4 protein-coding genes are annotated in these 6,942 nt (G+C 74.7%); 2 read left to right on the top strand and 2 right to left on the bottom strand.

Translation table 11 applies throughout. The annotated features are described in order from the left end of the window. Nucleotides 1–791: AfsR/SARP family transcriptional regulator (locus tag GUY60_RS31795; RefSeq protein ID WP_187370177.1), on the bottom strand; the 791-nt coding region annotated here is incomplete at its 3' end. A gap of 302 nt (nt 792–1,093) precedes the next feature. Then, entirely contained in the window at nt 1,094–3,217 is a 2,124-nt protein-coding gene (locus GUY60_RS31790; RefSeq protein ID WP_161704150.1) for an asparagine synthase-related protein, read from the bottom strand. A gap of 595 nt (nt 3,218–3,812) precedes the next feature. Here GUY60_RS31790 and GUY60_RS31785 point away from each other — a divergent pair. Both GUY60_RS31785 and lhgD read left to right on the top strand, forming a co-directional pair. Continuing rightward, the gene (locus GUY60_RS31785) at nt 3,813–5,258 is read left to right on the top strand and encodes an NsdA family TPR-like regulatory protein (RefSeq protein WP_161704148.1); all 1,446 of its coding nucleotides are present in this window, start codon (nt 3,813–3,815) and stop codon (nt 5,256–5,258) included. A gap of 148 nt (nt 5,259–5,406) precedes the next feature. After that, on the top strand, nt 5,407–6,606 hold the full coding sequence (gene lhgD, locus GUY60_RS31780; RefSeq protein ID WP_161704146.1) for an L-2-hydroxyglutarate dehydrogenase: 1,200 nt from the start codon (nt 5,407–5,409) through the stop codon (nt 6,604–6,606). The last annotated feature ends 336 nt before the right edge of the window (nt 6,607–6,942 follow it).

Raw genomic sequence — 6,942 nt, 5'->3', positions numbered from 1 at the left:
GGCGGGAGCGGAGGGTCCGTTTCCGCCCCTCGTCCTCGTCCGCGACCGCGTCCGCGACCGTCCGCGCCCGCGACCGGCTCGGTGATCAACTCCTGGTGCAGCGCCCGCAGTTCCGGTCCCGGGTCGGTGCCGAGCCCGTCCGCGAGGGTGCACCGCGCCCGCTCGTACGCCGCGAGGGCGTCCGCGCCCCGGCCCGTGTCCCGCAGGGCGCGGATCAACTGCGCGTACAGCGGCTCGTCGTACGGGTGCGCCTCGGTCAGTTCCCACAGTTCCGGTACGAGGTCATGGGCGTGGCCGAGGCGCAGTTCGGCCTCCACGCGCGCGCGGGTGGCGTCCAGGCGGCGGGCCTCGGGCCTGGCCGCGGCCGTACGGTCCGGCAGGTCGGCGAGGGCGGGGCCGCGCCACAGGGCGAGGGCCTGGCGCAGGACCCGGGACGCGCCGGCCGCGTCGCCCGCGTGCAGCGCGTCGGTGCCCTGCCGGGCCAGCCGCTCGAAGCGGTGCAGGTCCACGTCGTCGGGGTTCACGGCCAGCCGGTACCCGCCCGGCGCCGACTCGACCGCCGCCCTGCCGAGCGCCCGGCGCAGCCGTCCGACCAGGGCCTGGAGCGCGGCGGATGCGTCGTGCGGCGGGTCGTCGGCCCACACCTCGTCGATCAGCGCACCGGAGTCGACGGCACGGCCCGCCCGCAGCGCGAGGACCGCGAGCAGCGCGCGCAGTCGGGGCCCGCCCACGGGTACGGGGGCGCCGTGCTCGTCGTGCGCCGCGGTGGCGCCCAGGATTCGGTACCGCACGGGGTCATTGTTCCTTTGCGGGGCGAGGGACGTGAGGTCGGGACGAGCGGCGGTACGGGGCGGACGGCCCGCTGTTGTCGAGCCGGACGGCGCCGCTCACACCGGCCCGCACACCGGTCCGCACACCGGCCCGCAAGCCGATCAGCACCGGTGCCCCGCACCGCGAACCGCACCGTGACCCGCGCCCTGACCCGCACCCACGGCTACGGCCGGACGGGCGACACGGGCGACACCCCCAGCGAGCTCCCAGCGCACGCCACCGCACGCCCACCGGGCACCCAGAGCCTCAGCCCCTCCCCGCCTCACACCCCAGAAGGGCTCGACGCACTGCCCAGTGCGCCCCGCTGCTGCCCCAGTACGCCCCGCTGCGGAGTGATCCCGGAAGGCACCGCACGCGCGCGTGCCGGGGTGCCGGTCCAGCAGGTGCCGCGGCGGGCGATCAGGCGGCGCAGCCACAGTTCCGTCGAGATCAGTTCGGTCAGGCCGTCGAGCGCGGCCGTGTCCCCGTCGGCGGCGGTGCGCAGCGCGCGTTGCACCACGCGTCCCTCGACCAGGCCCGCCTGGGCGAGCAGCGGCGCGGCGAACAGGTCGACCAACTCCTCGACGGCGACGCGGAGTCCGGTGCCCATGGCGGCGTTCGACGGCACCTGCGCGGGGGCGCCCCAGCCGGGCGGCAGCTCGGTGACTCCAGCGCCCTCCAGGACCGTACGGAGAATGTCGGCGCGGGCGCCCGGCTGCACCCTGAGGGCCTCCGGCAGTGCCCGGCACGCGCGTACGACCTGGTTGTCGAGGAACGGGGCGTGCAGGCGCTGGAAACGGACCTCCGCCGCCTGTTCGAGGACGCGGAGGTCGGCGGCGTGCCGGGCGAGGGCGGCACGCGCGCGTAGTTCACCGGGGTGCTGCCCTGGGCCGGGTCCCGGGCGGGTGGCCGCCTGTTCCAGACGAACCGATACTTCAGCGAGCGCCTCGCCGGTCAGCCAGCGCGCGGCGGGACCGGGCCGGGCCCAGGCGAGCGCCGCGAGGGAGGCGCCCACGGCCCCGGCAGGCTCCTCGAAGCCGGCCTCCCTGAGGCGTACGGCGGCGTCCTCGATGCCCGCGCGGTAGGGCGTACGCGCGAGGCGGCGGGCAGCCGCGTACACGCGCGCGGGCACAAGGACGGAACCCTCGGCCTTGGCCAACGCCGCGACGGGGCGCACCAGATGGCGCCGTCGCCGGTCCATGAGGAGGTCGGCGAGGCGCGCGGGGTGCGCGTCGAGCACCTGGCGCGCACCATGCCCGGTGAAGTGGTCGGCGCTGCCCGAGGAGAGCCGCGCGCGGTGCCGGGCGGCCGTGACCAGGGACGGGCCCGGCTCGTCGGTCAGCGGGCCTTCCAGGTCGGCGTACGGCAGGGCCTCCTCGCCCGCGGCGACCACGACGTGGTGCAGGCGCGGGTTGGCGGCGATGGCGCCCGCGCGTTCCATCTCGGCCTCGCGGCCGCTGGTGGCCAGGTCGTTGAAGGTCACGGCGAGCAGCCGCTCGCCCGCTCCGGTGCCGTGTCCGAGGACGGTGCCGGGCAGTCCCGGCAGTCCGGCGGCGAGCAGCGCGAGCGTGCCGGAGGCGAGCCCTCCGGAGAGGTCCGCGCCGATGCCGGGCACGGGCATCCGGGCGCCGCGCCGCTCCGCGGGGCCCATCCCCGGCACCGGTCCGGGGTCGATGTCCGGTACGTGCCGGGGCGCGGCGAGCCGGGTGCGTACCGCCTCGACGAGGGCATCGCGGACGCCGTCCACCGCGCGCGTGGCGTCCATTTGCGGCGCGGCGACGGCGAGGGAGGCGACCGGTTCGTACCCGGCGATCTCTCGGGCACCGTCCCGCAGGATCAGGGCGTGGCCCGGCGGGATCCGGCTCACCCCCAGGTAGGGCGTCGAGTCGTGCAGGGCCTCCGGCACGTCGGGGCAGGCGAGCAGGGCGGCGAGGTGGCCGATGTCGAGGTGGGCCTCGATGAGGTCGGCGAGCGGCAGGGCGGCGGTCGCGTACGCCGTACCGCCCGCCCAGGGGGTGTGGAAGACGGGGCGCGCGCCGGCCAGGTCGCCCGCGACGGTGACGCGGCGGCCGACCTGCACGACGGCCGTGTAGCTGCCGGGCCAGGCCGTGAGGTGGCGCAGGGCGCCGCCGCGGGCCGCGAACAGGCCGACGCGCAACTGCTCGTCGCTGGCGCCGCAGGTGCCGAGCACGGCGATCCGGGTGCGCTCGTCGGCCTTCACCACGCGTACTTCGTCGGGGCGCCAGTCGCCGACCGCCCACAGCGGATCGGGGTCGCCCCACAGGAGTTGGGAGCCCACCGGGTGCACAGTTTCCCCGCCCTCACCGGCGAGCGCGCCCGCGCCTGCGGCGGACCTGGATGTCGCCGTTTTCGCGGTGGTACTGCTCCACCCCACCAACCACCGCATCGTCGCCTCCACAGGCTGTGGACAACCGAGACCGAAGAACCACCGGGAACTCAGGTCCATGCTGCCACGAAGGAGGCGCACAAGAGGGGTTACGACAGCGCTCGAGCATGCCTCAATGCGCCCCCGGATTCAGACAGTTGAGACATCTGGGGGGCGGTGGGCAACCGTCGATATTTGGCCAATTCGGCGACCGCGCGGGTGCGCCCGGGTGGAGGGACGAGGGCGGGCAAAGGTGCGTGGAGCGCGCGGAACTACACAGTCCGGGAGGCGCCCATCGCCTCCCGGACCGATCCGCCGCCCGCGGGGATGTGAGGCGGCGGTGTCCCCCAGCCCACTGGATCCAGTGCGCAGCGGGCCGACCCACGCATCCCTCATGGAAGCGCCACCCCCGGTGTCCGAGAAAGAGCGCACGTGCGGGCGCACGGCCACACACCCGGAGCACGACGAGGGGCGCCCGTACGCCTGTACAGACAACAATCCCGCCATCCGGAACCGGGCCCCTTAACGCTTGGAATGCGGGGAACTACGCTGGGTTTACGAATGCCGCGTGGTTATGCCAGAAGCTGCGGCAGCCGTCTGTGTCGAGGGGTGGCGCATGTCCAGGGAGCAACGCGGGCCGAACGAAAAGCTCGGCACCGTTCTCGCCCTCGCGGGAATCAGCAACGCGGGACTGGCGCGAAGGGTCAACGACCTAGGTGCACAGCGAGGGTTGACGCTTCGCTACGACAAGACCTCGGTGGCCCGCTGGGTCTCCAAGGGCATGGTTCCGCAGGGGGCGGCACCGCATCTGATCGCGGCGGCCATCGGCCAGAAGCTGGGCCGCCCTGTGCCGTTGCACGAGATCGGCCTCGCGGACGCGGACCCGGCGCCCGAAGTGGGCCTGGCCTTCCCGCGCGATGTCGGGGCCGCGGTGAAATCCGCGACCGAGCTGTACCGGCTCGACCTGGCCGGGCGCCGCGCGGGAGGCGGCGGAATCTGGCAGTCCCTGGCCGGCTCCTTCGCCGTGAGCGCGTACGCGACCCCGGCCTCCCGATGGCTGATAACCCCCGCCGACAGCTCGGTCGAGCGCCCTCTGCAGAGCGCCGCGAGCGCCGATCCGGCCGCCGCGCAGGGCGAGAACCTGCAGCGGGTCGGCCACAGTGACGTGCACAAACTGCGCGAGGCCGCCGAGGACGCCCGCCGCTGGGACTCCAAGTACGGGGGCGGGGACTGGCGTTCGTCGATGGTCCCGGAGTGCCTGCGCGTCGAGGCGGCCCCGCTGCTGCTCGGCGCGTACTCCGACGAGGTGGGCCGCGCCCTGTTCGGCGCGACCGCCGAACTCACCCGGCTCGCCGGGTGGATGGCCTTCGACACGGGCCAGCAGGAGGCCGCTCAGCGGTACTACATCCAGGCGCTGCGCCTGGCCCGCGCGGCCGCCGACGTACCGCTCGGGGGCTATGTGCTCGCCTCCATGTCGCTGCAGGCCACGTACCGCGGCTTCGGCGACGAGGGCGTGGACCTGGCGCAGGCCGCCATCGAGCGCAACCGCGGCCTCGCGACGGCCCGCACCATGAGCTTCTTCCGGCTGATCGAGGCACGGGCACACGCGCGTGCCGGTGACGCGCACGCCGCCGGTGCCGGGCTCAAGGCCGCGGAGGGCTGGCTCGAGCGCGCCCGGGACGGCGACAACGACCCGCAGTGGCTCGGCTTCTACTCGTACGACCGCTTCGCCGCCGACGCCGCCGAGTGCTACCGCGACCTCAAGGCCCCGCGCCAGGTGCGCCGCTTCACCGAGCAGGCGCTGTCCAGGCCCACCGAGGAGTACGTCCGCTCGCACGGCTTACGGCTCGTGGTCAGCGCGGTCGCCGAGCTGGAGTCCGGCAACCTGGACGCGGCCTGCGCCCAGGGCCTGCGCGCCGTCGAAGTGGCCGGACGCATCTCCTCCGCCCGCACCACCGAGTACGTACGCGACCTGCTGCACCGCCTCGAACCGCACGGCGACGAACCACGCGTCGCGGAGCTGCGGGAGCGGGCGAGGCCGCTGCTCGTCGCCCCGGCCTGAGGCATGAACGCTCCGCATCCCCCGACGCGTCTCCCGATGCCTCTCCCGACGACGGCCTCTTGTCACCCCGGCGACAGTCCATGATCCTTTCGGGTTTGAAGGCATTGTCAGTGGCGCAGTGCACTATCGGACCTGGGAGGTGGAGCGGATGACGTACGACTGCGACGTGCTGGTGATCGGCGGCGGGATCGTCGGCCTGTCCACGGCGTACGCACTGGCGCGCACCCGTCCGGGCACGCGGGTCACCGTCCTGGAGAAGGAGCCGGGCCCGGCCCGCCACCAGACCGGGCGCAACAGCGGAGTGATCCACAGCGGGATCTACTACGCCCCGGGCTCACTCAAGGCGCGGTTCGCGGTGCGCGGCGCCGCCGAGATGGTCAAGTTCTGCGCGGAGTACGACATTCCGCACGCCGTCACCGGGAAGCTGATCGTCGCCACGGACCGCGAGGAGCTGCCCCGCCTGCACGCACTGGTGCAGCGCGGCAGGGAGAACGGCATTCCGGTCAGAGAGCTGGGCCCCGCCCAGATCTCCGAGTTCGAGCCGCAGGTCAGCGGCATCGCGGGCATCCACGTAGGCACGACCGGGGTGTGCGACTACGCGGCGGTGGCCGAGCAGCTCGCCCAGGCCTCCGGCGCCGAGGTGCGGTACGGCGCGGAGGTCACCCGGATCGACCGCCGCCCCGAGCGCGGTGTCGCGGTGCGCACGGCGGACGGCACGGTGCTGCGCGCCCGCGCCCTGGTCAACTGCGCGGGGCTGCACTGCGACCGGGTGGCCCGGCTCGCGGGCGACGACCCCGGCATGCGGATCGTCCCGTTCCGGGGTGAGTACTTCGACCTGGCCCGGCCCGACCTTGTGCGCGGCCTGGTCTATCCGGTGCCGGACCCGGCCTTCCCGTTCCTCGGCGTGCACCTCACGCGTGGCGTGGACGGCGGCGTCCACGTCGGCCCCAACGCCGTACCCGCGCCCGCGCGTGAGGGGTACGACTGGTCGGTGCTCAGCCCCCGCGACCTCGCCGAGACGCTGGCCTGGCCCGGCAGCCGCCACATCGCCCGCAGACACTGGCGGTACGGCGCGGGCGAGCTGCGCCGCTCCCTGTCCAAGCGGGCCTTCACTGAGGCGGTACGCAGACTGCTGCCCGCCGTGGCGGAGGACGACCTGCGCCCCGCGAAGTCCGGCGTCCGCGCCCAGGCGGTGCTGCGCGACGGCACGCTGGTCGACGACTTCCTGATCCGCGAGGCCCCGCGCACGGTGCATGTGCTCAACGCCCCGTCCCCGGCCGCGACGGCTTCCCTCCCCATCGGCCGCGAGATCGCCCGCCGCGTGCTTGCTTCGCTGGATTCGGGGTGAGGTGGGGGTAGGGCTTGCCTTGCAGGCCGGGTCAGGCGGCCGGAGTGGGTCCACGGTCGCGTCGCCCCCGCGGTCGGGCCCCACGGGTCCGGCACGCACCAGCTTCAGCGCTACCAGCTTCAGCGCTACCGGCTGCAGCGCTACCGGCTCCGGCCGAGCGGCGCAGGCCTCCGAGGTGCCGCCGAGGTCCCGCCGGTACGAACCGTACGGCTGCCGCTCCGGCCCAGCCCGTGGCTCCGCCAGGTCGGCTCGCGCGACGGCACCTGGCGCGACGGCACCTGGCACGGCGGCAACTGGCAAGGCGCCACCTCGCGCCGAGCCTCCACACCCATACCC

The organism is Streptomyces boluensis (assembly GCF_009908195.1).
Classification (GTDB): domain Bacteria; phylum Actinomycetota; class Actinomycetes; order Streptomycetales; family Streptomycetaceae; genus Streptomyces; species Streptomyces boluensis.
This window is presented reverse-complemented; position numbering and strand designations above follow the sequence as displayed.